This is a genomic window from Protofrankia sp. CiT1, from assembly GCF_917627335.1.
Lineage (GTDB): Bacteria > Actinomycetota > Actinomycetes > Frankiales > Frankiaceae > Protofrankia.
Map to the genome: position 1 here is coordinate 34,484 of NZ_CAKJTP010000007.1, position 26,467 is coordinate 60,950.

The 26,467-nt window shown below is 70.2% G+C and carries 24 protein-coding genes; 18 read left to right on the top strand and 6 right to left on the bottom strand.

What is annotated here, in order from left to right:
* Positions 1 to 75: 75 nt before the first annotated feature.
* The 4 genes from MJ785_RS02570 to MJ785_RS02585 all read left to right on the top strand — a co-directional run bounded on the left by MJ785_RS02570 (position 76) and on the right by MJ785_RS02585 (position 1,461).
* Positions 76 to 633, top strand: a complete 558-nt coding sequence (locus tag MJ785_RS02570) for a Panacea domain-containing protein (protein ID WP_239310782.1) — start codon at positions 76 to 78, stop codon at positions 631 to 633.
* Complete coding sequence (locus tag MJ785_RS02575) at positions 626 to 922, top strand: hypothetical protein (protein WP_239310781.1); 297 nt, start codon at positions 626 to 628, stop codon at positions 920 to 922. Before MJ785_RS02570 ends, MJ785_RS02575 begins: the two co-directional genes overlap by 8 nt.
* A gap of 114 nt (positions 923 to 1,036) precedes the next feature.
* Positions 1,037 to 1,186: a hypothetical protein gene (locus tag MJ785_RS02580; RefSeq protein ID WP_239310780.1), complete on the top strand. Its 150-nt coding sequence runs from the start codon at positions 1,037 to 1,039 to the stop codon at positions 1,184 to 1,186.
* Complete coding sequence (locus MJ785_RS02585) at positions 1,177 to 1,461, top strand: hypothetical protein (RefSeq protein ID WP_239373499.1); 285 nt, start codon at positions 1,177 to 1,179, stop codon at positions 1,459 to 1,461. The genes MJ785_RS02580 and MJ785_RS02585 overlap by 10 nt, the downstream gene beginning before the upstream one ends.
* Here MJ785_RS02585 and MJ785_RS02590 read toward each other — a convergent pair.
* A complete protein-coding gene (locus MJ785_RS02590) occupies positions 1,407 to 2,165 on the bottom strand; it encodes an SDR family NAD(P)-dependent oxidoreductase (RefSeq protein WP_239373501.1) in 759 nt (252 codons plus the stop codon). The genes MJ785_RS02585 and MJ785_RS02590 overlap by 55 nt on opposite strands.
* Positions 2,166 to 2,310: 145 nt before the next feature.
* Between MJ785_RS02590 and MJ785_RS02595 the strand changes: the two genes are divergently transcribed.
* The gene (locus MJ785_RS02595) at positions 2,311 to 3,093 is read left to right on the top strand and encodes an SDR family NAD(P)-dependent oxidoreductase (protein ID WP_239310778.1); all 783 of its coding nucleotides are present in this window, start codon (positions 2,311 to 2,313) and stop codon (positions 3,091 to 3,093) included.
* A 120-nt stretch (positions 3,094 to 3,213) separates the two neighbouring features.
* On the opposite strand, the gene MJ785_RS02600 is transcribed toward MJ785_RS02595, so the two are convergent.
* Complete coding sequence (locus MJ785_RS02600; RefSeq protein ID WP_239379991.1) at positions 3,214 to 3,555, bottom strand: DUF167 domain-containing protein; 342 nt, start codon at positions 3,553 to 3,555, stop codon at positions 3,214 to 3,216.
* Between the two features lie 142 nt (positions 3,556 to 3,697).
* Between MJ785_RS02600 and fabG the strand changes: the two genes are divergently transcribed.
* The 3 genes from fabG to MJ785_RS02615 all read left to right on the top strand — a co-directional run bounded on the left by fabG (position 3,698) and on the right by MJ785_RS02615 (position 6,497).
* The gene (gene fabG / locus MJ785_RS02605; protein ID WP_239310776.1) at positions 3,698 to 4,414 is read left to right on the top strand and encodes a 3-oxoacyl-ACP reductase FabG; all 717 of its coding nucleotides are present in this window, start codon (positions 3,698 to 3,700) and stop codon (positions 4,412 to 4,414) included.
* Positions 4,415 to 4,667: 253 nt separating this feature from the next.
* Positions 4,668 to 5,864 carry a ferrochelatase gene (locus MJ785_RS02610; RefSeq protein ID WP_370651620.1) on the top strand — a complete coding sequence of 399 codons (1,197 nt, stop codon included), beginning with the start codon at positions 4,668 to 4,670 and terminating at the stop codon, positions 5,862 to 5,864.
* A 108-nt stretch (positions 5,865 to 5,972) separates the two neighbouring features.
* Positions 5,973 to 6,497 (top strand): DUF3090 domain-containing protein, encoded by a 525-nt coding sequence (locus MJ785_RS02615; RefSeq protein WP_239310775.1) that lies wholly within the window; start codon positions 5,973 to 5,975, stop codon positions 6,495 to 6,497.
* Positions 6,498 to 6,907: 410 nt separating this feature from the next.
* On the opposite strand, the gene MJ785_RS02620 is transcribed toward MJ785_RS02615, so the two are convergent.
* Positions 6,908 to 8,425, bottom strand: a complete 1,518-nt coding sequence (locus MJ785_RS02620; protein WP_239379992.1) for an FAD-binding oxidoreductase — start codon at positions 8,423 to 8,425, stop codon at positions 6,908 to 6,910.
* Positions 8,426 to 8,557: 132 nt separating this feature from the next.
* Here MJ785_RS02620 and MJ785_RS02625 point away from each other — a divergent pair, with 132 nt between their 5' ends.
* From MJ785_RS02625 to MJ785_RS02640, 4 genes are all read left to right on the top strand, one after another.
* A complete protein-coding gene (locus tag MJ785_RS02625) occupies positions 8,558 to 9,820 on the top strand; it encodes a glycosyltransferase family 1 protein (protein ID WP_239379993.1) in 1,263 nt (420 codons plus the stop codon).
* Positions 9,817 to 11,040, top strand: coding sequence for a glycosyltransferase (locus tag MJ785_RS02630; RefSeq protein WP_239373514.1), 1,224 nt, complete (start codon positions 9,817 to 9,819; stop codon positions 11,038 to 11,040). The genes MJ785_RS02625 and MJ785_RS02630 overlap by 4 nt, the downstream gene beginning before the upstream one ends.
* On the top strand, positions 11,040 to 11,915 hold the full coding sequence (locus tag MJ785_RS02635; protein WP_239310228.1) for a GDSL-type esterase/lipase family protein: 876 nt from the start codon (positions 11,040 to 11,042) through the stop codon (positions 11,913 to 11,915). Before MJ785_RS02630 ends, MJ785_RS02635 begins: the two co-directional genes overlap by 1 nt.
* Positions 11,916 to 11,977: 62 nt before the next feature.
* Positions 11,978 to 12,763 (top strand): hypothetical protein, encoded by a 786-nt coding sequence (locus MJ785_RS02640; RefSeq protein ID WP_239310224.1) that lies wholly within the window; start codon positions 11,978 to 11,980, stop codon positions 12,761 to 12,763.
* A 49-nt stretch (positions 12,764 to 12,812) separates the two neighbouring features.
* Here the strand turns inward: MJ785_RS02640 and ftsH are convergent, their stop codons facing one another.
* Positions 12,813 to 14,792: an ATP-dependent zinc metalloprotease FtsH gene (gene ftsH, locus MJ785_RS02645; RefSeq protein ID WP_239310223.1), complete on the bottom strand. Its 1,980-nt coding sequence runs from the start codon at positions 14,790 to 14,792 to the stop codon at positions 12,813 to 12,815.
* Positions 14,793 to 15,299: 507 nt separating this feature from the next.
* Between ftsH and MJ785_RS02650 the strand changes: the two genes are divergently transcribed.
* Genes MJ785_RS02650 through MJ785_RS02660 form a run of 3 tightly spaced genes read left to right on the top strand, consistent with a single transcriptional unit; the run spans position 15,300 to position 17,821 of the window.
* On the top strand, positions 15,300 to 15,746 hold the full coding sequence (locus MJ785_RS02650) for a DUF3099 domain-containing protein (RefSeq protein ID WP_239379994.1): 447 nt from the start codon (positions 15,300 to 15,302) through the stop codon (positions 15,744 to 15,746).
* A 9-nt stretch (positions 15,747 to 15,755) separates the two neighbouring features.
* The gene (locus MJ785_RS02655; RefSeq protein WP_239379995.1) at positions 15,756 to 16,937 is read left to right on the top strand and encodes a CaiB/BaiF CoA-transferase family protein; all 1,182 of its coding nucleotides are present in this window, start codon (positions 15,756 to 15,758) and stop codon (positions 16,935 to 16,937) included.
* Positions 16,934 to 17,821 (top strand): S-adenosyl-l-methionine hydroxide adenosyltransferase family protein, encoded by an 888-nt coding sequence (locus tag MJ785_RS02660; RefSeq protein WP_239379996.1) that lies wholly within the window; start codon positions 16,934 to 16,936, stop codon positions 17,819 to 17,821. Before MJ785_RS02655 ends, MJ785_RS02660 begins: the two co-directional genes overlap by 4 nt.
* A gap of 35 nt (positions 17,822 to 17,856) precedes the next feature.
* On the opposite strand, the gene pucL is transcribed toward MJ785_RS02660, so the two are convergent.
* Positions 17,857 to 18,750 carry a factor-independent urate hydroxylase gene (gene pucL, locus MJ785_RS02665; RefSeq protein ID WP_239310219.1) on the bottom strand — a complete coding sequence of 298 codons (894 nt, stop codon included), beginning with the start codon at positions 18,748 to 18,750 and terminating at the stop codon, positions 17,857 to 17,859.
* A 612-nt stretch (positions 18,751 to 19,362) separates the two neighbouring features.
* Here pucL and MJ785_RS02670 point away from each other — a divergent pair.
* Positions 19,363 to 20,634, top strand: a complete 1,272-nt coding sequence (locus MJ785_RS02670; RefSeq protein ID WP_239310218.1) for an Ig-like domain-containing protein — start codon at positions 19,363 to 19,365, stop codon at positions 20,632 to 20,634.
* A 35-nt stretch (positions 20,635 to 20,669) separates the two neighbouring features.
* A complete protein-coding gene (locus MJ785_RS02675; RefSeq protein ID WP_239377275.1) occupies positions 20,670 to 24,482 on the top strand; it encodes an ABC transporter ATP-binding protein in 3,813 nt (1,270 codons plus the stop codon).
* Between the two features lie 21 nt (positions 24,483 to 24,503).
* Here the strand turns inward: MJ785_RS02675 and MJ785_RS02680 are convergent, their stop codons facing one another.
* Positions 24,504 to 25,316: a TetR/AcrR family transcriptional regulator gene (locus MJ785_RS02680; protein WP_239310215.1), complete on the bottom strand. Its 813-nt coding sequence runs from the start codon at positions 25,314 to 25,316 to the stop codon at positions 24,504 to 24,506.
* A 157-nt stretch (positions 25,317 to 25,473) separates the two neighbouring features.
* Here MJ785_RS02680 and MJ785_RS02685 point away from each other — a divergent pair, with 157 nt between their 5' ends.
* Positions 25,474 to 26,373, top strand: a complete 900-nt coding sequence (locus tag MJ785_RS02685) for a phosphatase PAP2 family protein (protein ID WP_239310214.1) — start codon at positions 25,474 to 25,476, stop codon at positions 26,371 to 26,373.
* Positions 26,374 to 26,467 lie beyond the last annotated feature (94 nt).

Below are 26,467 nucleotides of genomic sequence, written 5' to 3' on the forward strand. Positions count from 1 at the left end.
GGGTCCTCATCGCTCCCAGGAGGGATTGAAACTACAGTAGCCAGAGACATCCTTGACGACCGATCAGGAGGCGCCATGCCGATCCCGGCACGCGACGTGGCAGCCATCCTCCGTGCCCGGCTTCCCGGCCTGGGCGCGAAGAAGCTGCACAAGCTGCTCTACTACTGCCAGGGCCACCATCTCGCGGCCTTCGACGAACCGCTGTTCAGCGAGGCGATCTCAGCGTGGGACATGGGCCCCGTGGTGGCTGAGCTGTGGCGGGACGAGAAATACGGGACGGCCCGGCCGCCCGGCCGCGTCGACGCCGGCGGCGAGGCCGAACTGAACACCATCGGGTACGTGCTCAGCCGGTACGGCGCGCTGACGGGCCACGACCTCGAGATCCTCAGCCACGGCGAGCTCCCCTGGTACACGGCGAACCAGGGTCGGCGCCCCGGTGACTCGGCGCCGATTACCGTGCAGTCCATGCGGGAGTACTTCGCGACCGCCGGCGCACCGGCCACCGCCGAGGACGAACCCGTCCTGGACTCCGCGGCGGTCGCTGGCTGGCTGGCCGGCGCGGCCGAGCGGCGCGGCCCGGGCCGGCCCGATGACCTGAACGAGCTACATGCCCGGCTGGGACAGAGTGGCTGACACCACACCCTGGCAGCTGGTCGGCTTCCTGGAGCGGTTCGACCTGTGGGCCGATCAGGAGAAGCCGGCTGACGAGCTACGCCAGCTCGTATTGGCCTGGATCTTCACCCGTATCGATGATCCGTATCAGGGTGTCCGCCGGGAGCCGGGCTTCCCGAACCTGTGGTTCGGTCCGGTACCGAGCTCTGAGCATGGAGAGTGGTCGGTAGTCTGCTGCTCCTACTGGATCGAGGAGCGAGATCATGTGGTGCGCTGCGACAGCTTCGCTACGCTGAACCGGCCTGTCTGATCCTGGGAATGGAACCCAGGTGCCTCCGGGGCTGTAAGAACAACGGGCTGTAAGAACAACGGTGTAACTCCCATATCGCGCTCTGTGTATAGACGCAGGTAGGGGAGGCACCAGATGACCAGCATGGCGACACATCCAGCAGCGGAGACCATCGCGGGCGAACGAGCGGTCGCCGGTACCGAGAGCGGCGCTGCGATCCTCGACGAGGAACTGGAACTCACTCGGCGTCTGGTCGAGCAGGCAAGGGCCGAGGGGTGTCGCTGACCGGGCCGGGCGGGATGCTCAGGAAGTTGACGAAGCTGCTCCTCGAGACCGCGTTCGATGCCGAGATGACCACCCATCTCGGCTATGAGGCCCACGACCCGGGTCTGTCTGGTGGACGGTGGTCGATGCGGGCGGTGATCCAGAAGGCGGTCCGCGCGGCTGCGGCTCGTGGCGGCACGCCGGTGGCCGGTGTGCCGCCTGTCGAGACGAGCCGGCGGCGTCAGCGCAGGAACGCCTGGCCACCGTCAAGAGCGATGGTCGTGCCGGTTATGTAACCGGCCGCGTCGCTGCACAGGAAGGCCACGACGCCTCCGATGTCGCGCAGCGGGTCGCCGAGCCGGCCCAGCGGGATGGCGCTGAGGCTGCGGGCGTACTCCGCGGGCTGGGCCTGCGCCCACGCTTCCGCGGCCGGGCTGGTGGACGCGGGCAGTACCGTGAGCACCCGGATCCCGTCCTTGCCCCACTCCGCCGCCGCCACCCGGCTGAGCGTGTGGGTCGCGGCTTTGACCGAGGCGTAGACACCCCGGCCGACCGGCATCGGGTTCACCGCCGTCGAGCTGCCCAGGTTGATCACGACGCCGCCGTTGCGCAGGTACCGGTGAGATGCGCGCATCAACCGGAAGGTGGCGAGGGTGCCCGATTCCCAGCAGGCCTGGAGAGCGGGCTCGTCGATGTCAAGGAGCGTGCCGAGCGCGGTCTGCTGGGCATTGTTGACGAGGATGTTCAGGCCGCCGAGGCTGTCGACCGCCGTGGTCACGCTCCGGGCGATGTCCTCGGGGCGGGTCACGTCGGCGGGTATCGTCACCGCCTCGCCGCCGACCTCACGGATTTCCTTCGCGACGTCGAGCAGTTTTGACTCGGTCCGCCCGACAAGGGCGACAGCGGCGCCCTGTGCGGCGACCGCGAGAGCGATGCCCCGGCCGACCCCCTGCCCGGCGCCGGTGATCAGCGCCTTGCGCCCGACAAGCATCCCCGTCATCACCGGTCTCCGTCCGTCCGCATGGATCTAATTAGAGTTAATTTATCTGGCTACTTGATGGGATGTCGATTGTCTGGCGCGCCAGGTCCCGTCGTTGGCGACGGGCGGGCGGGCTGGTGCAGGGAATGGGAGAGGGCTGATTACAATGATCAACTGTCTTGACGGCCGTACGGCGATCGTCACCGGCGGTGGTTCGGGGATCGGGCGGGCAACCGCGCGCCTGTTCGCGGCCCGGGGCGCCCACGTCGTGGTAAACGACCTTGATCATGGTCGGGCGAAGGAGACGGTCGCGCGGGTCCATGCCGACGGCGGTAGCGCCGAGCAGTATCCCGGCGACGTCACCCAGCCGGACTTTGTCGACAGCCTCGTCAACGATGTCGTGGCCAGCCGGGGACGGCTCGACGTCATGCACAGCAACGCCGGTGCCGGGCTTGCGCAGGGCCCGCTGGCGTCCATCGACGACGCCCGATGGCGCGCGGAGATCGCACTCAACCTTGATGCCAATTTCTACTGCGTCCGTTCGGCGCTGCGGGTCATGGCGGCGGCCGGGCGTGGTTCGATCATTGTCACCGCCTCCGGCGCGGGCATGGGCGCGGTGCCGGGGACAGGCCCCTACGGGACGGCCAAGGCCGGCGTCGTACAGCTGGTGCGTTCCGCCGCGGTCGAGTACGGCTCCAGCGGGGTTCGGGTGAACGCCGTCGTGCCCGGCGCCGTCGCGAGCCCGCGGTTCACCGACCGGATCGGTGGAGACGACCGGCTCGCCCGCTACGAACGGCAGATCCCCCTCGGCCGGCTGGCGACCGCGGAGGAGATCGCCGAAGCCGTGTTGTGGCTGGCATCGGATGCGTCGGCGTATGTGACGGGTGTGGCGCTGCCGCTCGACGGTGGGACGAGCGCGAAGCTCGCGCTGCCGTATCTGGGCGACTGACCTGCCGGAGGCGTTACCCGGCTCGACCTCGGGCCCGGCCCCGGCCCCGGCTCGGTGCTCGGCAGCCGCCGGCCCGAGGGCGGGCCCGAGGTCGAGGCCGAGGCCGTCGGGGGTGTCGACTCACGTTGGCGGCCGGGCGGGGCCGACAGCGAGCTCGGCGAGCCGGTCGTGTAGCTCGGGCTCGGGCCGCCCGCCGATGTCGACGGTCTTCATACGGCTTGTCATCCCCTTTACCAGCACGACTTCGCCGCGGCGGACGCCAAAGGCGGTGGCGAGCGCCGCGAGCGCCGCCGCGGTCGCCCGGCCGTCCACAGCGGGGGCGGTGACGCGCACGACGAGCGCGCTGTCGCTGGACCGGCCGTCGGTCGCGCCATGGTGGAAGCCGCCGACCGAGGTCCGGGCCGATCCGGGGTGGACTCTGATCGTCAGGCGCATGGCCGCATCGTCTCGCGCATCGTCCACGCGAATACGGCCACCGGCCAGGGCGCGGATCGGGCTGGCGGCGGCCGGGAAACAGCCGGCGGCAGCCACCGCCGCGGGAGCTCGGTGTGTTGGCAACGGTGAAGAGCTCTGGGCGCGCCGTTTGGCGGTTACCATCCGAACTATGGCGGAGGCTCAAGGGCGTGTGGCGCTTGTAACCGGGGGTAACCGAGGCATTGGTGCCGCATGCGCGGCCGCGTTGGCCGCGACCGGTGACCGGGTGGTCGTGGCCAGCCGCGGGGGAGACGCCCCGCAGGGGATGTACGGCGTTCGGCTCGATGTCACCAGCGCGGAGACGGTCGACAAGGCCTTCGCCGAGGTCGAAGCTGAGCTGGGGCCGGTGGAGGTGCTGGTGTCCAACGCCGGGATCACCCGCGACACGCTTCTGCTGACCATGAGTGAGGACGTCTTCCAGGACGTCATCGACACCAACCTGCTCGGCGCGTACCGCGTGGCCAAGCGGGCGGCTCGGCCGATGCTGCGGATGCGGCGCGGCCGTCTGATCTTCATTTCGTCGGTGGTCGCGACGGTGGGTGCTGCCGGGCAGGCGAACTATGCCGCGTCCAAGGCCGGGCTGATCGGATTGTCCCGTTCGCTTGCCCGCGAGCTCGCGCCGCGCGGTATCACCTCGAACGTGGTGGCTCCCGGCCCGATCCGCACCGACATGACCGACGCACTCACCGACGCCCAGCGCGATAATATGGTCGCTCATGTGCCGGCCCGGAGCATGGGCGAACCGGAGGATGTCGCGGCGCTCGTGGCGTTCCTGGCCTCGCCGCAGGCCTCCTACATCACCGGGGCGCTGATCCCGGTTGACGGTGGGCTGGGCATGGGGCATTAGAACTTTTTCGGAGCCTTTATCCGGGTGATCCGCACCCAGCTGGCCCCTGGCTGCGTTGCCGGCCGAACCGCGATACAGCTCATCTGGAACCACACCCGGCCGGGCGGGCTGCCCGGGAGGGTCGTCAGGGCGTTCGGGTGGCTGGCGGCGTCAGCCATGCCCGCTGGCCGGCGTACCTGATGAAATGCTGAAAGCGGGGTCGCACAGCAGGCCCGGGATGCGGTGCGCACCGTGCGCGGGGGACGATCGAGGCGTGTCGGGCGACAGCGGGATCACAGGTGTTCGTATCGGAAGCGGCCCAGGGCCGGTCGATCCGGTCGGGATCGACGCGTTGCTCCTGGTCTCCTTCGGCGGGCCGGAGGCGCCCGAGGACGTCATGCCGTTCCTGCGCAACGTCACCCGTGGGCGCGGTGTCCCCGATGACCGGCTGGCCGAGGTCGCCGAGCACTACCGGCGGTTCGGCGGCCGCAGCCCGATCAACGACCAGAACCGGGCACTGCTTGCCGCGCTGGAAGCTGAGCTCGCACCGTTGCCCGTGTACTGGGGCAATCGCAACTGGTCGCCGTTTCTCGGTGACGCTCTTGAGCGGATGCGCCGTGACGGCGTCGGGCGGGCGGCCTGTTTCGTCACGTCTGTCTTCGCCTCCTACTCCGGCTGTCGCCAGTACCGCGAAAATCTCGCCGACGCTCGGGCCGCGGCCGGCCCGGCCGCCCCAGAACTGATCAAGCTGAGGCACTACTTTGATCATCCCGGCTTCGTTCTGCCCATGGTCGACCATGTCGTTGACGCGCTTGGGACGATTCCCGAGCCGGCGCGGGAGAGCACACGGCTGCTCTTCGTCGCCCACTCGATCCCCGTCGCGCAGTCGGTGGCCAGCGGCCCGGACGGTGACGCGTACCCTCGGCAGTTCGCGGCGGCGGCCACCGCGGTCGCCGACCGGGTGGCTGCCCGGACCGGCCACCGTTATCGTCACGATCTCGCCTATGTCAGCCGCAGCGGGCCGCCGGGCGTCCCCTGGCTCACCCCGGACATCGGCGACCAGCTGGCCGCGCTCGGCGCCGCTGATACCATCACTGCGGTTGTGGTGGTACCGATCGGTTTTGTCAGTGACCACATGGAGGTCGTTTACGATCTTGATGTGGAGGCGGCCGCGCGGGCCAGGGCCGCGGGTCTGGTATTCCGCCGGGCGGCAACGGTGGGGATCGACCGGCGGTTCGTCGTCATGGTCCGGGAGCTGCTGGACGAGCGTAGGTATGGGGACGGCCCACGGCTAGCGGTCAGCGAGCTGGGGCCAAGCCACGATGTGTGTCCGCTGCGGTGCTGCGCCGACCGGACGTGTCGACCGGCCGCGGCCGGTACGCCGGCGGATGAAGAGCCTACCCGCCATACCACTACCAGATTCGATATCGCTAACGTTGCCGGGGACGAATCCCGGCGGACGCGACGTTGACTGATCTAGCGATCGAGAAGTGCACAGTCATGATGTTGTTCGCGCGCTCGCGGGCACCGAGGGCGTCGAGAAAGGCCAGCGTGGCCAAGGGCATCAGGGAGGGATGAGGTGTACCAGCAGCAGCGGCACGTGTTCGACTCGCCAGACCGTTTCGTGGTCGGAACCGTCGGCCAGCCCGGCGAACGTGACTTCTACCTTCAAGCCAGCTCGCGTGGACATGTCGTCACTGTCGGCCTGGAGAAGATCGAGGTCAATGCGCTCACTGAAGGGCTGACGACGTTGCTCGGCCAGCTTAGCCGCACCGGGGGAGTGCGGGTACCCGAGGCCCGGGAGGTCTTCGTCGATCTCGCGCCGCTGGACGCCCCCTTCGAGGAGGACTTCCACCTCGGCCAGCTCACCGTGTCATGGGACGGCAAGCGGGTGCTGGTCGAAGCCGCGGGCAGAGCTCGCGGTGAGGCAGGCGCCGCCGCCGACGACACCTCGCTCGACACCCTCCAGGTATCCCTCTCCCTTGACCAGACCAAGGCTTTCGTGGAACGGGCCCGCAGCATCGTCGCGGCTGGTAGGCCCCCGTGCGTGCTGTGCGGACGCCCGGACGGGCCGACCGGGCACTTCTGCCCCCGTCTCAACTGATCGTCCTTTGGCCCTTGCCCTTTGGCCCAGCTCGACGACCACCGGTGGATGACGCGTTTGTTTGTGTGGCTCGTGGCATATGTTGATTGATGCGAGCCGTCATATTTCGCTGGCAAGATCGGCGTGTGTTTGTCGTTGGGTACGTTTAGAGCGACCGGCAATAGGGACGCGGCGTCGCGGGGCTGGGGCACGCACCTCACCGCGTTGTCGTCGGTCGACACCCCAAGGACCAGGGTGGCTCCCTCCGCCGCCTTGCGATGTACGTGCCCCAGCCCCGCTCCTTGATCCACGCCCCTATTGCCGGGCGCTCTTATGCGGCTGAAAACCGTACATAACAGCAAGCACGTCGAGATCATGGATCGTGTGGTGGTTACGGATAGGATCCGTGCGCTCTCCTGGGGTGCGGTGGTCTACGCGGGGGGCGGGGGCGTGGGCACGGGCGAGCCTGGCGTGAGCGCGATGCCGTAGGGCGGGACGAGGACACCGGGGTTGAGCAGGCAGGCCGGATCCAAGGCGTGTTTCACGGCGGCGATCACGGCAAGCTCGGCGGGGGAGCGGGACAGGCCTGCCCAGGCCATTTTGGCGCGTCCCACGCCGTGTTCGGCGCCGATGCCGCCGCCGTCGGCCGCGACCCGGGTGAGGATCGCGTCGGTGAGCCTCTCGCGCCCGCGGCTGTCGTCGCGGTCGAGGCCGGTCACGTTGACGTGCAGGTTCGCCTCGGCGAGGTGCCCCCACAGGTGGAGGCGGGCCGGCCGCGCCACGGTTGGCACCAGCTCGCGCAGGTCGTCGATAAAGGCGGTGATGCGGGTGAGGGGGACCGCGACATCCAGTTTGACGGGGACGCCGAGGGCGTTAACCGCCGCGGTGTGGCCCTCCCGGTAGGCCCACAGCCGCGCCTGCTCGGTGGGGGTGGCCGCGACGGCGACGTCGAGGACGCCGGTGGCGGTCTCGACCACGGCGGCGAGCTCGTCGCTGGGATCGGTGCGCCCGGCGCACTCCACCAGCAGGTAGGGAGTGTTGTGCGCCCGGGACGGCCGGGACCGGTCGGCGGGACGGTCGGGAAAGGGCGGCGGCAGGCCCTGGTGGCCGCGCACCAGATCGATGCCGTCGTCGAACATCAGCTCGACGGCGTCCAGAGAACCGACCGCGGCCCGCAGCCGGGCGAGGAGCTCGACCGCGCTGGTGACGTCGGCCAGGGCGATCAGCGCGGTGGTCCGCGCGCTGGGCAGCCCGACCAGTCGCAGCTGCACCCTGGTGATGACCCCCAGGGTGCCCTCACTGCCCACGAACAGGGCGGGTAGATCGTAACCGACGTTGTCCTTGGGGAGCCCGGTGAGCCGCCGCACGACCCGGCCGTCGGCGAGTACCGCTTCCAGCCCGGCGACCTGGCCGCGGGTCATCCCGTGCCGTAGGACCCGTTCACCGCCGGCGTTGGTCGCGGCGATGCCGCCCAGCGTCGCCGAATCCCGTGCGGCGAGGTCCACGCCGCTGTCGAGGCCGGCCGCGCGCGCATGCGCCTGGACGTCGGCGAGAGTAGCGCCCGCGCCCGCGGTGACCAGGCCCGCGGCCGCGTCGACCGGTTCGATCGCGGTGAGCCGGCGCAGGCTGAGCACCACCGCGCCGATGGCGGCCCCGGCCGGTACCGAACCGCCGACCAGGCCGGTGTTGCCGCCCTGCGGCACGACGGGTACGCCATGGGCGGCGCAGACGCGCAGCACGGCGGCGACCTCATCGGTCGACCCGGGCCGGGCCACGGCGGTAGCCCGACCGGTGAAGGCCCCCGTCCAGTCGGTTTCGTAACCGGCGGTGAGATCGGGATCGACCAGGACGTGGGCCGCGCCGAGGAGCCCCATGAGATCTGTGATCAGCCGGCTGTCGCCAGAACGGCCGGTGTTGCGCCGGACGGTCCCATCCACGATCCCGCTCACGATCCCGGCCTCCATGAATGACTGCCTTCTCACGCTACGCCGCGATCAGTAACACCAAGTCGTGCCACAATGTTCACGTTGTGGACGAGCGGATGTCCGGGATCTATAGCCGTAGCTTGGGAGCGTAATGTTGTGCGCGTAGCGGTGGTAACCGAGTCGTTCCTGCCGCACGTGGACGGGGTGACAAACTCGGTTTGCCGTGTGCTCGAACACCTTCGGGACCGCGGGCACGAAGCGCTTGTCATCGCCCCAGCCGCCGGCACGCACGTACCCGCCGCCGATCCGGACATCTATGCCGGCGCTCGGATACTACGCGCACCATCTGTTCCGCTGCCAGGGTATCCGACATTCCGGGTGGCCACCCCGTGGCCCCGGCTGGTCGGTGTGCTGGCGGGGTTCCGGCCCGACGTCGTGCACCTGGCGGCTCCGGCGGGGCTGGGCGCGCAGTCGGCGTTCGCCGCGTGGCGGCTGGGGCTGCCGAGCGTCGCCGTCTACCAGACCGACTTCGCCGGCTTCGCCGCTCGCTACGGACTGGGCCAGGCGGAACGCACCATCTGGCGATGGGTGGCGACCGTCCACCGGCTGGCCGGGCGGACGCTCGCGCCGTCCTGGCCCGCGGTCGACATGCTGCTGAGCCAGGGCGTTCACCGGATCGCCCGCTGGGCCCGCGGGGTCGATCTCGAGCGGTTCAACCCGCGTCATCGGGACGCCGAGCTGCGCCGCCGCCTCGCGCCCGAGGGCGAGGTACTGGTCGGCTACGTCGGCCGGCTCGCCCGGGAGAAGCGGATACACCTGCTCGGCGCGGTGCGGGATTTTCCCGGGGTCCGGCTGGTCATCGTCGGCGACGGGCCGATGCGGGCGACGCTCGAACGTCAGTTGCCGCAGGCCACGTTTCTCGGTTTCCAGTCCGGCCGGGAACTGTCCGCGACTGTCGCGAGCCTCGACATGTTCGTCCACACCGGCTCCCACGAGACGTTCTGCCAGGCCGCGCAGGAGGCGAAGGCCAGCGGCGTCCCGGTGGTCGCCCCGGCCGCGGGCGGCCTGCTCGACGTGGTCGATGACGGGCACACCGGCCTGCACTTCACCCCGGACTCCCCGGCCGCGCTGGCCGACCGCGTCGCGATGCTCCTCGCCGACGGCGATCGGCGCCGGGCGATGGGCGCCGCCGCCCGGCGATCGGTCGCGGGCTGCGGGTGGAGCGCGATCGGGGACGAGCTTATCGGCCATTACCACGACGTCCGCGGTTTCAGGATGGCGCAGGCGCGGGTCGGCGCCCTGCGTTCGCGGACCGTCCTCGCCCGCCGGGCGCGGCTCCGCCGGGCCGCTGTCGACCACTACGGCCCAGACAGCGGCGGGAACGGCGCATATCACTACGAGGACGGGAGCATCCGGTGAAAATCGTTCAGGCCGCCAACTTCGTCGCGCCGCGGTCCGGTGGTATCCGCACGACCATGCGCCATCTCGCCGCCGGCTACACCGCGGCCGGTCATGAGGTCATCCAGGTCCTGCCCGGGGAGCGGGACAGCGTCCGTTACGCTCCCGAGGCTCGGGTGGTGACCATGCGCGCACCGCTGGTGCCTGGCACGGACTACCGTGTCCTGACCGACCCATGGCGGGTCATCCGGCATCTTGACGCCGCGGCGCCCGACCGCGTCGAGGTGCACGACCGGGCCTCGCTGCGGCCGCTGGGCCGCTGGGCCAGCCGTGCCGGCGTGGGCTCTCTCGTCGTCAGCCATGAGCGCCTTGACCGGTTGTTGAACCTGTGGACGCCGCGTCCGCTGCGCGGAGTGCTGCCGGTCCGTGCCGCGGCTGACCGGTCCAACAGCGCGCTTGCCCGGACCTTTGACACGGTGGTCGCCACCACCGCGTGGGCCGGGACCGAGTTCGTCCGCATCGGCGCGGCGAACCTGCGCCAGATCCCGCTGGGCGTCGATCTCGATCGTTTCCACCCCGGCCGTTACGACACCGCGCTGCGTCGGGCGTTCGCCCGTGACAGCGAGGTGCTCCTGGTCAACGTCGGCCGGCTGTCGCCGGAAAAACGGGCGGATACCGCCGTGGACGCGCTGGCGGAGCTCGTCCGCCGCGGGGTGGCCGCCCGCCTGGTGATCGCCGGTGACGGTCCGAGCCGGGGGCGGCTCACCCGGCGCGCGAGCGGCCTCCCGGTCATCTTCCTCGGTCACGTGGCGGACCGGGACCGTCTGGCCAGCCTGTTGACCACCGCGGACGCGGTACTCGCTCCCGGGCCGGTGGAGACGTTCGGCCTGGCGGCGCTGGAGGCGATGGCGAGCGGTACCCCGGTGGTCGTCCACCACAGCAGCGCGCTTGCGGAGCTTGTCACACCGGGCAGCGGAATCGTCGCGGCAGGCAGCGGCTGGACCTTCGCCGACGCTGTCGAAGAGCTGCTTGCCATCGATACGCCCACCCGTCGGCGCACGGCTCGGGCGCGCGCCGAGGACTTCCCGTGGGCCGTCACCGTCGACGGGTTCCTCGCCGCGCACGGCCTGCCCTCGCTGCCCGCGCATAGCGTCGTGTTGGGCGTTGCCGGTGACCAGCACGTTGCCGCTGACCAGCACGTTGCCGGTGGGCATTACGGCGGCGCCACGCGAGCGGCCTGATGGCCACGGCGAACGGGATCTGTTTTGTCGCGCTCGGCGACAGCATCACGGCCGGGCTGGGTGACGGGGTCAGCATGGGCCGGTACCGCCGGGCGCAGGCCGAGCGCGCGCTCGCCGGCCGAGGATGGGCCGCCACACTGGCCGCGTGCCTGGCCCCGGCCGGCCAGGTGCGGTTCGCGAACCTCGCGGCCACCGGCGCGACCACGCGGGATGTCCGCGGTAGCCAGATCCCCGTAGCCCTCGCCATGCGCCCGCAGATCGTGAGCCTGATCGCGGGCATGAACGACGTGCTGTCACCGGGGTTCGATCCGCTGCGCCTGCGGCACAACCTCGTGTGGAGCGTCCGGGATCTGCGGGCGGCGGGCAGCTGGGTACTGATGGCGCGGTTGCACGATCCCGGACGCCTGCTGCGGTTGCCCGGCCCGGCGCGGCGCTTGCTCACGACCCGGGTCGGACACCTCAACGCGGCCGTTGACGCCGCCGCCGCGGCCGACCCCGGTGTGCTGGTCGTCGATCTGGCGCGCCATCCCGACGTCTACCAGCTGGCCACCTTCGACGTGGACCGGGTGCACCCGGGGCCTCGCGGCCACCAGCTCATCGCCCGGGCCTTCGCCGAAGCTCTCCACGAAGCCGGTGCTTCCCCGGTGGTCCTGCCCACGGTGGGAGCGCCGCCCGTGGCGCCTACCCGGCTCGCTCACGCCCATTGGCTGGCGTTGGTGGGCCTACCGTGGCTGCTGGCCCGCCCAGCCTCGCCCATGCGTCGCCAGCTCCACCGCATCCGGGCGGCGCGCGAGAAATCGTCGCCGGGGCGGATGTACGGATATGGGGTTATGCCGGCCACGACCGGTTCGTTGCCAACTGTCGAACGCATGTGACCCTCAGCAATCCTAGCCCGGATCGTCGCAGGACAGGGGCATCATTCCTTAACGTAGGCATCGTGATTTGCGGCCAAGCTGCCTCGCCTCGCTCGGGGGCACTCACCGGATGGGGTAATGCCTGGCTCGCCGGGCTTGTCAGCACTGACGAGGCGATCGCCCAGATCCAGCGGGGTTCCGGCGGGCCCGGCGCCCCGCACACCGTCGACGGGCAGGGACTCGCGCTGGGGCTCGGTTGGCTGCGGACCGTCGGCGCCCGGCGGCTGCGGCTCGTCCTGCCGGTACCGGGCGATGTCAGCGGTCTGCCGGGACCGCCGGAGACCAACCGGGAAGCCCTTGCCGCCGGCGAGGCAATTGTCCTGCTCGGCCCCGTCCCGCCGCTGCTCCTGGTGCCTTCGGTGACCGCGCACGGTCCGGCGGTCGAGGGCGGCCTGGAGTCGGTGCACTGGCGCTCGGCGGCCGGTGCCCACCTGCCGCCGCCACCCTCGCCGTTGCGCGCGGCGGAGCACGAACTCAACGAAGCCATCCGGACCGCGACCACCGCGCTGGTCACTCTTGACCGCGCGAAGGCAGGGCCCGCGGTGCTCTCGGTGCTCCGTGACCGCCACACCGACGAGCCGGCCGCGTTGCTCGCGCCGGGCTACCCGCCGCCCGCGCACGCGTTGCTCGCGCGGGCCGTGCGGATCGCGGGCCTGATCGACCTCGCGGCCCGCGACGATGGGGCGGCGGTCACAGCCGAGGAGATCGGCCGGCGCTCGACCACCCTGCGTGCGTTGTCCGCGGCGGTCCGCCGAGCCTGCGAGTCAGCCTACGGCGCCTTCGATCCCTCGCAGTCCATGGCCAGATAGCGGTCCCGGTCCCGGCCGTGCTCGTGGTCCGGTCCCGGTCAAGGAGGCGTCAGTTCCTACCCAGCGAAGTCCGCGGGGAGGCCGGTGGGGACGGCGGGCTGGCTGGATCGGCCGGGCCAGCCGCATACGCCGGTGCGTGCTCGCGCAGAACGCTGTCGAGAACGTCGCCGTCGACGGTCTCGCGTTCCAACAGGATGCCGGTGAGCGCGTCCAGCGCGCCGCGGTGGGTCCGCAGCAGCGCCACGGAGTGTTCCTCGGCCTCCCGCAGCAGCCTGGCCACCTCCGCGTCGATGATCCGTTGGGTCTCCTCCGAGTACGGTCTGGAGACCAGCTCCTCACCGCCGAGGTACTGGGGGCTGCCCGAGGTGTAACCCACCGGCCCGAGCACGGGGGACAGGCCGAACTCGCGGACCATCCGGGTCGCGAGCGCCGTGGCGCCGGCCAGGTCGTTGGCGGCCCCGGTCGAGCCCTGGCCGAAGACGACCAGCTCCGCGGCCCGCCCGCCGAGGCGCACCGCCAGCGACGCGTACAGGTAACTCTCGGTGTAGAGGTGTCGTTCGTCCTCGGGCAGTTGCTGGGTGGCACCAAGCGCCATTCCCGCTGGCAGAATGGTGATCTTCGCTACCGGATCGGCGTGCGGCGAGAGCGCCGCCACCAGCGCATGCCCGGACTCATGGACGGCCACCGACTGTTTTTCCTCGGGCAGCAGCACATTGGTGGCGTCGCGCCGGCCCAGGATGATCCTGTCCCGGGCCGCGTCGAAGTCATTGGCCGTCAGCACGCCGCGCCTCTCCCGCACGGCGTTGATCGCGGCCTCGTTGACGAGGTTGGCGAGATCGGCGCCGGAGAACCCGGGAGTCGCCCGCGCGACCACGGTCAGGTCCACCTCCGGGCTGAAGCGTTTGCCCTGGCAGTGCACCTTCAGGATCTCCGCCCGTTCCCGCTGGGCGGGCAGCGGCACGGTGACCTGCCGGTCGAACCGTCCAGGACGCAGCAGCGCCGGGTCGAGGGTCTCGGGCCGGTTGGTCGCGGCGAGGACAACCACGCCCTCGGCCGGGTCGAACCCGTCCATCTCGGCCAGCAACTGGTTGAGCGTCTGCTCACGCTCGTCGTGACCGCCGCCGATGAGACCGGACCCCCGCTTGCCCCCGATAGCGTCGATCTCATCGATGAAGATGATGGAAGGAGCGCGTTTGCGTGCCTCGTTGAACAGGTCGCGGACGCGGGAGGCGCCGACCCCCACGAACATTTCGACGAACCCGGAGCCGCTCACCGACAGGAACGGCACCTCGGCCTCACCGGCGACCGCTCGGGCGAGCAGCGTCTTGCCGGTACCGGGCGGCCCGACCATGAGCACCCCACCGGGGCCCTTCGCCCCGGCCTGCCGGTATCGCTCGGGATGCCGCAGGAAGTCGATGATTTCGCTGACCTCCTGTTTCGCGCCCTCGTAGCCGGCCACGTCGGCAAACCGGGTCGTCGGGCGCTCGGCATCAACGATCTTTGTCCGGGACCGGCCGATGCCGCCGAGCCCGCCCGCCAGCGACCGTTGCGCCGCTCTGCCGGACCAGATGAAGAAGGCCACCAGCAGGAGCAGCGGCAGGAAGCTCAGCAGGATCGACAGGAAGGACGTGCCGGCGTGGGTCGCCTTGACGTCGACCTTCTTGGCCTCCAGCTGGGCGAGGACGCCCTGGGTGTCGAGAGCGGTCGGGACCTGTGAGCTGAACGCGGTGCCGTCCTTGAGAGTCCCGGTGACACCGCCTTTGTCATTGATCGTTACTTTCTGTACCGCACCGGCGTCCACCTGCTGGGTGAGCTGGGTGAAGCTGTAGGCGGTCTCCTGCTTCGAAAACATGCTGGGGGCGAACAACAGGGCAACGGTGATGATGATGCCGATGGGCAGCAGCCAGCGGCGCCATGTCGGCGGTGGGGTGGGCGCGGGTTTCGGCGGAGTGTCGCGGGGAGGCCCGGACCGAGCCGAGGTCGACAGATGGCTCCGGGTGTTCTGGCGAGATCTTCTACGAGAGATCATTTTCTGTTGCTCCTGCCTGCACCGCTGCCACCCAGGCAAACATCACCCGAACCCGGTAGCCCGCTGTTGCGTCCGTCACAGACGATCGATACCCCTTTCAACGCACGAGTCCTCCGATTGGCGTCGTGGCTATCCTCACCGTGCTGTCGGGAATCAGAGCGCCCAGCCACCCAGTACCTCCGGTGGCTCCCCGCCCCGCCTCGCGATGCCCGCGCCCCAGCCCCGTCCGTGGTCCATGCCCCTGTTGCCGGGCGCTCTCGGCCGGCCGCCCTGACAGCCGACTGTGTGCTGATTGTGTAGCCAACAGTGACTTTGCGGCCGGTGTTGATCTTGAAATCGGTATGGCAAGGCGTGCTGGAAGGGGCTTTGCGGGCGGGTCGGGCAGCATCGGCGCACACTTGACAGGCACGGAGACCTCCTCTGGCCACCATGCGCGGCGCGGTCCGCAGGGTGCCGCGGCGCCGGGCGTCTGGGTGGGTCAGGAAGCCAGTCACAGGGAGCGCGTGAGTGCGGATCAGGCGGAACAGCGACGCCACCTTGATTACCCGCGCGGCGCTGTCGCGCCCGGAGGAGATCCAACACCGCCAGCGACGCTACGTGATTTCGATGCTGTTCCGCACGCTGTGCCTCATTCTCGCCGTGGTTGCGCTGCGCGGCTGGGCGCGGTTCGCCGCGATCGCCATCGCTGTCGTCCTCCCGTGGCTGGCGGTGGTGTTCGCCAACGGCGGCCCGCCGATCCAGCGGGACACCCCGTCGCTGTTCATCCCACGACGGCCGGCTGGCGATGTGCCGCCGCCGGCTTTGCCGCGGGCTCATCACGTCGTTGTCGACGGTGAGGCCGTCGACGGTGAGGCTGTCGACGGTTCGGTCGTGGACGGTTCGGTCGTGGATGGTGTGGTGGGCGGTGTGGCTGCCGACGGTGTGGCCGCGGATCGCGCCGCCTCCGGCCGATAGTGTGAGGGGGTGCTGCCGCTGCAGGGTATGACCGTTGTCAGCGTGGAGCACGCGGTGGCGCTGCCGTTCGCCACCCGTCATCTCGCTGACCTCGGCGCCCGGGTGGTGAAGGTCGAACGGCTGGGGTCGGGGGACTTCGCTCGGGCCTACGACACGGCGGTCCGGGGCGCGATGTCGGCCCACTTCGCCTGGCTGAACAGATCCAAACAGTCACTGGCGATCGATCTCAAGGCCCCTGAAGGCCGTGCGGTAGTCCACCGGTTGGTAGGCCGCGCGGACGTGGTGGCACAGAACCTGGCGCCGGGCGCGGCGGCCAGGCTGGGCCTGGACGCGGCCACGCTGGTCGCGGCGCATCCCCGGCTCGTGGCGGTGGATCTCTCCGGCTATGGCGCGCATGGCCCCTATGCGCACAGGCGCGCCTACGACATGCTCGTCCAGGCCGAGAGCGCGCTGATCTCCGCGACGGGCACGGATGAGCACCCCGCGAAGGCGGGGTTCGCCGCGGGCGACGTCTCCGCCGGGACCTATGTCGTCCAGGCGGTGCTGGCGGCGCTGCTGCGCCGTGAGCGTTCCGGCGCCGGTGCCGCCCTCGAGATCACGATGATCGACGCGCTGGCCGAGTGGATGGGGTACTCGGTGCAGACCGTCGAGCACACCGGTGTCGAACCGCCACGGCTGGGCATTGGCCATCCGTCGATCGCGCCCTATGAGGCGTTCGCCACGATCGATGGCGACCGGTTGCTGATCGGGGTCCAGAACGATCGTGAATGGGTCCGGCTGGCAACCAGCGTGCTCGACCGGCCCGAGGCCGCTACCGCCCCGGACTTCGCCACCAATCAGGCCAGGGTGCGTAACCGCGCGCGCACCGAGGCGTTGGTCGCGGCCGCCGTCGCGGCGCTGACCACGGCCGAGGCCGAAGCCCGGCTGGCGGCCGCCGGTATCGCCTACGCCCGTCTCAACACCGCGCGCGATTTACTGGATCATCCTCAGTTGGCTGCCCGGAACCGGTGGGCCTCGGTTGACTCCCCGGTGGGACCGGTACGCCAGCTCCGCCCGGTGGTCCTTTTCCCCGGCGAGGAGGCGTCGCTGGGACCGCTGCCAGCGCTCGGCGCGCACACGGACGCCATCCTCGCCGAGCTCGGTTACCCGGCCCGGGAGATCGCCCGGCTCCGGACGAACGGGGTCGTGTGATCCGGCCGGCGTATGTCAGCTTTCTGTCTGACTACGGCCTGGTTGACGGTTTCGTGGCTGCCTGCCATGGGGTGTTGCTGTGCCGGGCGCCTGGCGTGCGCATTATTGACATCACCCATCTGATACCTGTCGGTGACCTGCGGCGGGGATCGGTCGTGCTCGCCCAGACAGTCGGCCACCTGCCATGCGCGGTGCACCTCGCGGTTGTCGACCCGGGGGTGGGAACCTCGCGGCGGGCGCTCGCGGTGTCCACCCCGCGGGGATTTCTTGTCGGTCCCGACAACGGGCTGTTGCCGCCTGCGGCCGAGGCGCTCGGGGGTGTGGGTTCCGCGGTCGCGTTGGCGGTTCCCGCCGAGGCACCGGCGACATTCCACGGGCGGGATGTGTTCGCGCCCGCCGCCGCGGCCCTCGCGGCCGGCCACAGCCTGGCCGGGCTCGGTGCGCCGGTGGACCCTGCCGGGCTCGTGCGGCTCCCCCCGCCGGTGCTGCGGCTTGTCCGCCCGTCCGCCGCCACCGCGTCCGCCGCCACCGCGTCCGCCGCCACCGAGGTCGAGGTCGAGGTCCTCACGGTGGACACCTTCGGCAACGTCCAACTGGCCACGGCCGCGGGCCCGCTCGTCCCGGCGGGCGTCGTCCCGGGCCGGAATATCGAGATCACTGTGGGCCAGACGGTGGCCACGGCCCTGTTCGGGGCCACCTTTGCCTCGGTGCAGCCAGGAGATCCTGTTGTCTACGTGGATTCCGCGGGCCTTGTGACGATCGCGGTGAACAGGGGGAGCGCGGCTGCCCGGCTGGCGGTCACCGCGGGGGACATCGTCCGCTTGGCACCACTTCATGGCGACGTTCCCGGGGGCGGCAGCCCGGGGCTGCCGGCGGCGCGGTAAGAGCGACGTTCCCGCCGCCGGCAGCCCCCCATGGATCAGCAGAAGCCCGGGATCGTCAGCCAGGCCGGTCCCGGCGCGGGCGCGTCGTCGCGCAGCACGCTGCCCTCGATCTTCCCGTACGGCCGGTCTGCCGGTTGGTAGACGATGTCGGGGTTGTCCAGCCCGAGGGGGGTGAGATCAACCAGGAAGTGGTGCCGGTTCGGCATCGACATGCGAATCTCGGCGACGTCGGCGTGCGCGGCGAGCACCTCCCGGCCCATTGCGTACAAGGTCTGTTGAAGCGCGAGGCTGTGTACTTCCGCGAACGTCCGGAGAAGGATCTCCCGGATGCTCGCGAACAGGCTTCCGTACTCGATGTCCGTGGCCGCGTACCGCCACCGGACGGTGAGCTCGGTGGCGAGGACCCGGTCGTCCGTCTCAACCAGAGTCGTGTACTTGTCCCGGGCGAAGCCGCGAAATTCCGATCCGGTCGACTTGAGCAGGAGCAGGCCGCCAATTCCGGCTATGACATGGGCCCTGTCGCGGTCGACGGTGACCACGGCCGTCCGGTATTCACCGGCGGCCCGCGAGAAGGCGTGGTCAGATGTGCCGCCGGTGGTGCTGATCCGCTGCCAGCCGTGCTCCACGATCTCCATTCGGGCACTGGTCGTCCATACGTTGGATGCGACGAAATGCCGGGCGAGCCGCAGGCCGAACTCCTCGATCTCGCCGATGCCACCGTCGCGCGCAAACGCGTAGACGGTGTTTTTCTGGGTGTCGGTGGGCAGCACGTGGCTGTTGTCCCCGTCGAGATGCGCGCTGGTGAAGTCGCCCCGTAGCGCTGACGAGACGCTGATGTCCCTGAGCCGATGCGCCCGGGTCGAACGATCGATATGGACGAGCCTGACTTCGGCCTTTCCGTACTGGTTCTCGCCGAGAACGACTGCCATCGCGCCTCCAAGCCGGGCCGAGGAACGCCCCAACACCCCTGGGGCGGTGGGGACGCCGGAAAGCGAACAGGGAGATTGCCGGGCGGTGCGCCCGTGATCTCCCGTGGTGCGTCAACCTGGATCTGCCGCCGTGCCTGCCGTGCGGTGGTGCCCTGCCTGCCCTTCCTGCCTGCCTGCCGTGCCGTGGTGCCGTGTTATGCGCTGGCACTGGGCGCTCGCGGTGGAACGTGCGTGTCCTAACCCTGTGTGACGCTACCGGTACTCCGATTTGGGTGACCAGCCCGCGTCGTTGATTCGCCGAACGCCGTGACGGGCATGAGCCAAAAAATCAGGTGCCGATCGGGCGCAACTTCTGGAAGTCCTCGAGCGTCGGATGGAAGGACAGGGGAGGGGTCGTGGATCGTTGCCAGTGGGTGCTACTCTCTGTATTCAATTGTTCTACGAATGGTTGTGGTCGTCCGTTTGACACCGGTCATTTTAATGATCAACAGGTCGTCTGTCGGCAATGCTGGGTACGGTCCGGCTGTGAATGAGCGGCGGTCACTGAAGATATGTCGGTCGTTGGTGCGGGCTTACCCCGTGCCGCGGGTGTTCGGATCACACGGACCGCTGATGTCGACCGTCGTCGCGGCGCTGCTCGCCGGGGCCGCCCTCATGTCATGTTCGCCGCCGGCTGCCGACAAACCGAAGGCCGGGCCGTCGGCACAGCCGGTGCCGACCGCGACGGCACCACAGGTTGTCATCACTCCCTCGGACGGCGCTGAGGCAGTCGCGGTCACCAGCACCGTGGTTGTGCGCAGCAGCGTTCCGCTACAGTCGGTAACCGCAATCCGGAACGCCAGCAAGTCCCAGGAAACCGCCGCGGGCGTTCTCCGGGGCGAGCTTTCCGCGGACGCCAGGACCTGGACGTCGACCGACGGGCTGTTCGCGGACACGCGGTACCAGGTGACCGCGCAGACGTCCGCGGCACCGGGCGGATCGGGTCCAACGGTCACCGGCGCGACTTTCACGACGGTTAATCCGGAGAAGTCCCTCAAGGTTTCCTGGGGGCCGGTCGACGGTCAGACCGTCGGCATCGGCACCCCGATCACGCTGACTTTCAGCGCGCCGGTCACCGACCGCGCAGCCGTGCAGCGGCGCCTTGCGGTCACCGCGAATCCACCGGTTGCCGGTGCCTGGAACTGGGCGTCCAGCACAGTGGCGCGCTGGCGTCCGCAACAGTACTGGAAGGCCGGTACCCGTGTGCACGTCGAGGCGCGCCTCGCCGGTTTCGACGCTGGTGGTAACCGGTTCGGGCTGAAGGACCGGACCATGGATTTCGTCATCGGGCCGGCTCAGATCAGCTATGTCGACGCGGCGGCGCACACCATGAAGGTGTATCGGGACGGTGTGCTGCAGCGAACCCTGCCGGTAAGTCTGGGCAAGCCGTCGTCGCCGACCATGGATGGCCCGCACAATGTCATTGCCACCGCGCCGACGGTGATTATGGACTCCGCGACGGTCGGCATCCCCAAGGGGGACCCGGACTACTACTACGAGACCGTGCAGTGGAACGTGCAGTTCACCAGCGGTGGTGAGTACGTGCATTCGGCGCCGTGGTCGGTCGGCTCCCAGGGGGAGAACAACGTCTCGCACGGGTGTGTCAACGCGGCCCCGGCGGATGCCGAGTGGTTCTACCGGTTCAGTCGGCTGGGTGACATCGTCGACGTGCGCAACACCGGCCGCCCGCCGGACACCACGCAGCTGGGCAACGAGTGGTCGATCTCCTGGGAGCGCTGGAGCGCGGGCAGCGCACTGCCGCTCGCTGACACCCAGAGCACCGCCGGGCAGGCGCAGACCGATCGCGGCGCCGCGGCGGCGGCCCCGCCGACGGCGCGTTCCTGACAGCGCGGGCCGCCGGGACGCGATGATCTCCTGGGATGGTTGGGGAAGGTTGTCCCGCCCGCATCTCCCAGGAGGTCCGCGCGATCAGCAACCAATCCGAACCCGGTGGCGCTTCGCGGTCCTGGTGGGCCGGCGCCCCGTCCTCCCGGCAGCACTGGCTGCGCCGGTTGGCCGGCCACGTCCTCAGATACCGCCGCAACGCGACCCTGGCGTTCGGCGCCGCCGTGTTCGGCACCGCGATCGCCGCGGTCACTCCGCTGATCGAACGCGCGGTGATCGACAACGTTGTGGTCGCGCACAGGCAGCCGCTCGCGCCCTATGTCCTTGCGCTGCTCGCCGCCGGGGTGCTGCGTTTCGCCGCCGGGTTCGTCCGGCGCTACATCGGCGGCCGGCTGGCCCTCGACGTCCAGTACGACCTGCGGGACGCGCTCTTCACCGCGCTCACGCGCCTGGACGGCGTCCGTCAGGACGGCCTCCGGACCGGCCAGGTCGTCAGCCGGGCCAATTCCGATGTCACGGTCGTCCAGGGCCTGCTGGCGTTCCTGCCGCTGATGAGCGGGAACCTGCTGCTGTTCGTGCTCGCCATTGTGATCATGATGTTGTTGTCCCCGTTGCTGACGCTGCTCGCGCTCGCCGTCGGCCCACTGGTGATCATTATCGGGCTGCGGGCCCGGCGGACCGTCTTCCCCGCGACCTGGGCGGCCCAGCAGCAGGCCGGTGAGGTCGCGGCCGTGGTGGCGGAGGCAACCGCGGGCGTGCGGGTGGTCAAGGGCTTCGGGCAGGAGGAGCGGGAGCTGGCCAAGCTCGCCACGGCCGCCCGCGCCCTGTTCTCGCTGCGGATGCGTGCGGTCCGCTTCACCAGTCTGTACACCAGCGCGCTGGCGGCGGTGCCGGCGCTCGGGCAGGTGGGCATGCTGGCGCTGGGCGGATGGCTGGCACTGCGCGGCAGCATCAGCCTCGGCACCTTTCTGGCCTTCACCGCCTACCTCGGCGAGCTGGTTGCGCCGACCCGGATGCTGGCGGGTCTGTTGACCATCGGACAGCAGGCCAGAGCCAGCGCGATCCGGGTGTTCGAAGTCATGGACAGCCAGCCGGTCGTCACCGAACGGCCCGGCGCCCGCGACCTCACCCGGGCCAGGGGCTGCGTCGAGCTTGCCAACGTCACATTCGGCTACAGCCGGGACCGCCCGGTTCTTGACGGGGTGAGCCTGCGGATCGAACCGGGCCAGACCCTCGCGCTGGTCGGCGCCTCCGGGTCGGGCAAGTCGACGGTGGCGGCGTTGCTGTCCCGCTATTACGACACGGACACCGGCGCGCTGCGCCTGGACGGACACGACATCCGGGAACTGGCTCTGCCATCACTGCGGGCGCAGATCGCGATGGTGTTTGAAGACAGTTTTCTGTTCTCCGACTCGGTTCGTGCCAACATCAGCTACGGGCGCCCGGACGCGGATGAGGCCTCGGTCGTGGCCGCGGCCCGCGCGGCCCACGCGGACGGCTTCATCCGCGCCCTGCCAGCCGGTTACGACACGGTCGTCGGTGAGCAGGGGCTCACCCTCTCGGGCGGGCAGCGGCAGCGGATCGCGCTGGCTCGCGCCCTGCTGACCGACTCGCCCATCCTGGTCCTGGACGACGCGACGTCCGCGGTCGACGTCCGGGTCGAGGCCGAGATCCACGCGGCGTTGCGAGCGAACACGCGCGGCCGGACCACGCTGTTGATCGCCCATCGCCGATCGACGCTGCAGCTGGCTGACCGCATCGCGGTACTCGACGCCGGCCGCCTGGTCGACATCGGCACCGATGAGGAGCTCTCCGCTCGTTGTGAGCTCTATACCCTCTTGCTGGACGGCCGGGTCCGCGAGCCGGCGGTGACCACTCCCCGGCCCAGGCAGGCACCCGCCACCGGCGTCGGCGGCCCGCGGCCCGTCCCGCTCGGGCCGCTCAGGCCGCGGCCGGCTGAGGCGTCCGGTGGCGGCGGGCAGCGCGTTCTCGGCGGCGTGGCCGGGGATATGCCCGCGACTCCCGAACTGCTCGCGCGGGTCGAGGCGCTCCCGCCGGCCACCGAGGCGGTGGGGGTGCGGATGGCTGACGCCGCCGCCGGCGACCCGGCTTTCTCCTTACGCCGTCTGCTGGGCGGGGTGCGCGCGCTGCTCGCCCTGGGCCTGCTGCTCGTGGTCCTGGACGCGGGCACGGGTCTCGCGCTGCCCGCGCTGGTGCGGCACGGAGTGGACGCGGGTGTGTCGCGGACCGCGGGAGCGGCGCTGGTCATGACGTCCGCGGTGGCGCTCGCCGTGGTTCTCACAGCCTGGGCGGTGCAGGTCAGCCAGGGCCGGGTGGCCGGACGGCTGGGTGAGCGCCTGCTGTTCACCCTACGGGTCAAGACGTTTGCCCAGCTGCAACGGCTCGGCCTGGACTACTACGAACGTGAGCTCTCGGGCCGGATCATGACCCGGATGACCACGGACGTCGACGCGCTGTCGACATTCCTGCAGACCGGCCTGACGACCGCGGTGGTCGGCATGCTGTCGTTCGTCGGTGTGGGGGTGGCGTTGGTGGTCCTCAACGCCCGGCTGGCCCTGGTCGTGCTGCCGATGGTGCCGGTCGGTGTCTTTGCCACGGTGGTTTTCCGTGCGAAGGCGTCGGCGGCCTACGTCGAGTCACGGGAGCGCGTCGCCGCGGTCAACGCGGCGCTGCAGGAGAACCTCGCCGGCATCCGGGTGGTGCAGGCCTTCCGCCGCGAGGGGCGCAACATCGCGGACTTCCGGGCGCTCGCTGAGCGTTACCGGGTGTCGAGGCTGCGTGCGCAACGCCTCATCGCACTGTACTTCCCGTTCATGGAGTTCTGCTCGGAGCTGGCCGCCGCGCTCGTTCTCGGTGCCGGCGCGGGGCTTGTCGCGTCCGGATCGCTGACGACCGGCGGGCTCATCGCCTATCTGCTCTACCTCGGCCTGTTCTTCTCACCCATCCAGCAGCTCTCCCAGGTGTTTGACGGTTACCAGCAGGCCAAGGTGGGTCTGCGCCGGCTGTCGGATCTGCTGCGCACACCTACCTCCACCCCGGCCCGGCCTGCCCCGGTGCCGGTGGGCCGGCTTTCCGGCGAGATCGAGTTTGTCGGTGTGTGCTTCCGGTACGCGGGCGCCGAGCGTCCCGCGCTGGACGGGGTGAACCTCCGGGTGGCCGCCGGGGAGACCGTCGCGCTGGTGGGTGAGACCGGAGCCGGCAAGTCGACCGTCGTCAAGCTGGCCGCGCGTTTCTACGACGCCACCGGCGGCGTGGTGCGCATCGACGGCACCGACGTGACCCGGCTCGACCTGGCTGGTTACCGCCACCGGCTGGGAGTCGTCCCGCAGGAGCCGTTCCTGTTCGCCGGGACGGTCCGGGACACGATCGCCTACGCCCGGCCGGATGCGGCGGACGCCGAGGTGAGGGCAGCGGCGCGGGCGGTTGGCGCACATGAGATGATCATGCGCTTGCCCGGGGGCTATCTGCACCGGATCGGCGAGAACGGCCGGGGCCTGTCCGCTGGGCAGCGCCAGCTGCTCGCGCTCGCCCGGGCGGAGCTCGCGGACCCCGACATCCTGCTGCTCGACGAGGCGACCGCCTCGCTGGACCTGGCCACCGAGGCCGCGGTCACCGAGGCGACCGACCGCGTCGCGCGGCGGCGGACGACCCTCGTGGTGGCGCATCGGCTGACCACCGCCGCCCGCGCGGACCGGGTCGTGGTGATGGCTGCCGGACGGATCGTCGAACAGGGCTCGCACGCCCAGCTGATAGGTGCCCAGGGCAGGTACGCGCGGATGTGGGCAGAGTACAGCGGTGCGGGCGCGCCGGCCGGTCAGCCGTTGTGATTCGAACGTAGGTTCGATACATTACTTATCCGATGTACCATGAACTGCCGTGACGAGGGGCATGACTATGCCATCCACAACATCGACTATGTATCCGTGGTCCAGGGGCTCACCCGAGATGAGGCAGCGGGCGAACAGCAGGGCTGGCCCGATCTCGTTGACCAGCGGCCATGGGGTGCCATGGCGGACGTCACCGCGCTTGATGGCCCGCTCCGCAATGGTCATCTGGACCGCCCGCCGCTGGTGCAGGAGAACGGCGCGCAGGGCGGCGGCGAGATCGGCGTGCCGGGTGAGCTCACCGACAAGGGTCGCGGTCACCGCGCCCTGGCGGCCGCGGAGCACGTCGGCGAATTCATGGAGCAGCAGGAGCTGGTCGTCACGAAAACTTCCGGTGTCCGGATCGGTGACAGGGCTGTGGCCGAGGCGTCGTACTGTGTCGATCACCAGGTCGAGCTTGCACGACCACCTGCGGTAGAGGGTGGCCTTGCCGGCGCGGGCGCTGGCTGCCACGAGATCCATTGTCAGCGCGCCGTACCCGTGTTCGGCGAGCAGTTCGACCACGGCGGTGTGGATCGCGTCTTCCAGGACCTCCCCGCGTCGCCGGGGGATGGCCGGTGCGTGCGGCGGCCGGCGCGGGCCGTTGGCCGCCGGCATGAAACCCGTTGCGGAAGGGGGAAGGGGTGATGATTGAATATCGGCGGATATCGTCACGGCCATCGGTTGGGCTACCGCGGACGCCGTCGTGGGCATCATCGAGGTGGGCGTCACCTCCTTGCCGTCGGCGGGCGTCGGATGCACCGCGCCGGGCGGTATGCCAGCTATCGGGTGCGTCATCGCTACCCCCGGGAACGAGCCGTTGTCGGTGCTGCGGTTGGTTACGCAAAGGTACTTGACTGAACACGTTGAGCGAAAGATGGGGTGCCTGGGTAGGCAGGGGAAGGTCAGGAACCGGTCCACCGGATGGGCCAGGTCGAAGCCGGGGAGGTCGCGGGTGATCCGCATACGCCGCAGGTCGGACGGGCTGCCGGTGGTGTGGATCGAAGCCGTTATGATCATCGGTTTCTACTACACCTACACGGCGACCCGCGCGGTGGCGGACGGTTCCGTCAGCGACGCGCTCGCGGTCGGCCGGGACCTCCTGCGCATCCAGACGGATCTCCACCTCGACGTCGAGCTCGGGCTGAACCACTGGCTCCAGAGCATCCCCGTGCTCGCTGTGGCGAGCTGTTACTACTACGCGACCTTGCACTTCATCGTCACGCCCGCCACTCTCGTGTGGCTCTACCGCAGGCGTCCCGGGCACTACCTACGGGCCCGCTGGACGATCCTGTGCGCGACCGTGATCAGTCTGGTCGGGTTCATTGTGCTACCGACGGCCCCGCCGCGCCTGCTACCCGGTGCCGGCTTCGTCGACACCATGGCGTCGTTCCACAGCTGGGGCTGGTGGGGCGGCGGTTCCAGCGCCGCGCCGCGGGGGCTGGCCGGTCTTGCCAACCAGTTCGCCGCCATGCCGTCCCTGCACTGTGCCTGGGCGTTGTGGTGCGGCTGGTATGTGGCCAGCCTCACCCACCGCCGCTGGGTCAGGGCGCTCGGCGTGGTCTATCCGGGCACGACGGCGTTCGTGGTGATAGCCACTGCCAACCACTACGTGCTCGATGCCGTCGCCGGGTGGCTGGTGCTCGGCCTCGGGGCCCTGCTGGCGGTGGTCGTCACGCGACTGGCTCGCCAGCAAGGCCGCCACGACGGCCGCGCGGACCTGGTCGGCTCGCCGAGCGAGCCCGCGCGGCCCGGATCCGCATCCGAGCCCGAGCCTGAGCCCGCCGGAGCCGTCAGCGCGGGGCTGGGACAGCCGACGGCGCAGTGCCGGTCATACGGCCGGGAAGGGCGCTGAAACACGCCCCCGCCCGGCTCCCGCACCGCCTCCGCGACGGCCGCGGCCTGCGCCATCGCCGTTTGCGCAACGGCCGTTGCGTGGACCTACCCGG

Coding starts and splice junctions, on each gene's coding strand:
- MJ785_RS02680 (WP_239310215.1), bottom strand. CDS start 25,316: ATGACGCACCCGATAGCTGGCATACCGCCCGGCGCGGTGCATCCGACG.
- MJ785_RS02675 (WP_239377275.1), top strand. CDS start 20,670: ATGGTTGGGGAAGGTTGTCCCGCCCGCATCTCCCAGGAGGTCCGCGCG.
- fabG (WP_239310776.1), top strand. CDS start 3,698: ATGGCGGAGGCTCAAGGGCGTGTGGCGCTTGTAACCGGGGGTAACCGA.
- ftsH (WP_239310223.1), bottom strand. CDS start 14,792: ATGATCTCTCGTAGAAGATCTCGCCAGAACACCCGGAGCCATCTGTCG.
- MJ785_RS02580 (WP_239310780.1), top strand. CDS start 1,037: ATGACCAGCATGGCGACACATCCAGCAGCGGAGACCATCGCGGGCGAA.
- MJ785_RS02590 (WP_239373501.1), bottom strand. CDS start 2,165: ATGACGGGGATGCTTGTCGGGCGCAAGGCGCTGATCACCGGCGCCGGG.
- MJ785_RS02570 (WP_239310782.1), top strand. CDS start 76: ATGCCGATCCCGGCACGCGACGTGGCAGCCATCCTCCGTGCCCGGCTT.
- MJ785_RS02635 (WP_239310228.1), top strand. CDS start 11,040: ATGGCCACGGCGAACGGGATCTGTTTTGTCGCGCTCGGCGACAGCATC.
- MJ785_RS02595 (WP_239310778.1), top strand. CDS start 2,311: ATGATCAACTGTCTTGACGGCCGTACGGCGATCGTCACCGGCGGTGGT.
- pucL (WP_239310219.1), bottom strand. CDS start 18,750: ATGGCAGTCGTTCTCGGCGAGAACCAGTACGGAAAGGCCGAAGTCAGG.
- MJ785_RS02670 (WP_239310218.1), top strand. CDS start 19,363: ATGTCGACCGTCGTCGCGGCGCTGCTCGCCGGGGCCGCCCTCATGTCA.